Source organism: Burkholderia sp. E168m23, from assembly GCF_016586125.1.
In the GTDB taxonomy this organism is placed as follows: Bacteria; Pseudomonadota; Gammaproteobacteria; order Burkholderiales; family Burkholderiaceae; genus Burkholderia; species Burkholderia orbicola.
The window spans coordinates 1-1043 of the sequence record NZ_BCPP01001476.1; the positions used below are offsets into that span (position 1 = coordinate 1).

General features: G+C 69.2%; 1 protein-coding gene and 2 pseudogenes. All 3 read left to right on the plus strand.

Going from position 1 to position 1043, the window contains the following annotated elements:
• A pseudogene (locus JMF90_RS40750) lies at positions 1–85 on the plus strand (amino acid ABC transporter permease); the annotation flags it as partial.
• Positions 82–849, plus strand: coding sequence for an ABC transporter permease (locus tag JMF90_RS38265; protein ID WP_077179796.1), 768 nt, complete (start codon positions 82–84; stop codon positions 847–849). The pseudogene JMF90_RS40750 and the gene JMF90_RS38265, both read left to right, overlap by 4 nt.
• 26 nt (positions 850–875) lie before the next feature.
• A pseudogene (locus tag JMF90_RS38270) lies at positions 876–1043 on the plus strand (LLM class flavin-dependent oxidoreductase); the annotation flags it as partial.

Here is a 1043-nt window from a genome sequence, read left to right on the forward strand (position 1 = left end):
CCTGCTGCTGAGCATCACGTCGACCGGCATTTTCGCGGCGCTCGAGCGGCATGCGAACCGCGGCACGAGGCGCGCGACGACATGATCTTCTCGCTGCCGTTCCTGCTCGACACGGTGATGCCGAAGCTGCTCGCCGCGGTGCCGACCACGCTCGCGCTGACGCTCGTATCGGGTGTGGCCAGCGTGCTGCTGGGCGTGCCGCTCGCGCTCGCGGCCGGTGCGCGCCATACGCCGCTGCGCTGGTCCGCGCGCGGCTGGCTGATGCTGATCCGCGGCACGCCGCTCCTGGTTCAGCTTTATCTGCTGTACTACGGATTCGGGCAGATCGTCCCGCGCGAATGGATGCGCGACAGCTGGGCGTCGCCGCTGCTGCGCGACGCGTTCTGGTACGCGATCGTCGCGCTGAGCGTGAACGAGAGCGCGTACGTCGCGACGATCCTGCGCGGTGCGATCGCCGGCGTGCCGGCCGGCGAGATCGAGGCCGGCCACGCATACGGGATGACGCGCCTGCAGGTGCTGCGCCGCATCGTCGGCCCGCGTGCGTGGCGGCTTGCGCTGCCCGCGCTCACCGGCGAGGCGATCCTGCTGCTGAAATCGACCGTCCTCGCGTCGACCGTGACCGTATTCGACGTGATGGGCACGGCCAATACGCTGCGCTTCGAGACGTTGCGCGTGTACGAACCGCTGGCCGGTGCGGCGATCGTCTATGTCGTGCTGGTCGCGCTGCTGACCATTCCTGCCGCCCGTCTCGAGCAGCGCATCAATCGCTACCTGACGCGCCAGCCCGACGAACGCGTGCCTGCCCGGCGCCGCCGCGCGTCGTCGGGCGCGTGGGCGGCACCCAACTGATTCCTGCCTTGGTACCGATTTCGACGATGTCCGATCCTCGCCCCTTGCTGTTTTCCCTGTATGAACAAGCCAGCGTCGGCTGCGGCGGCGCGCCGAGCCTATGGACCCATCCGGCCGACGAACGGCTGCGCGCGAATACGCTCGCGTTCTGGTCGAATCTCGCGCGCACGGCCGAGCAGGCCGAGCTCGACATG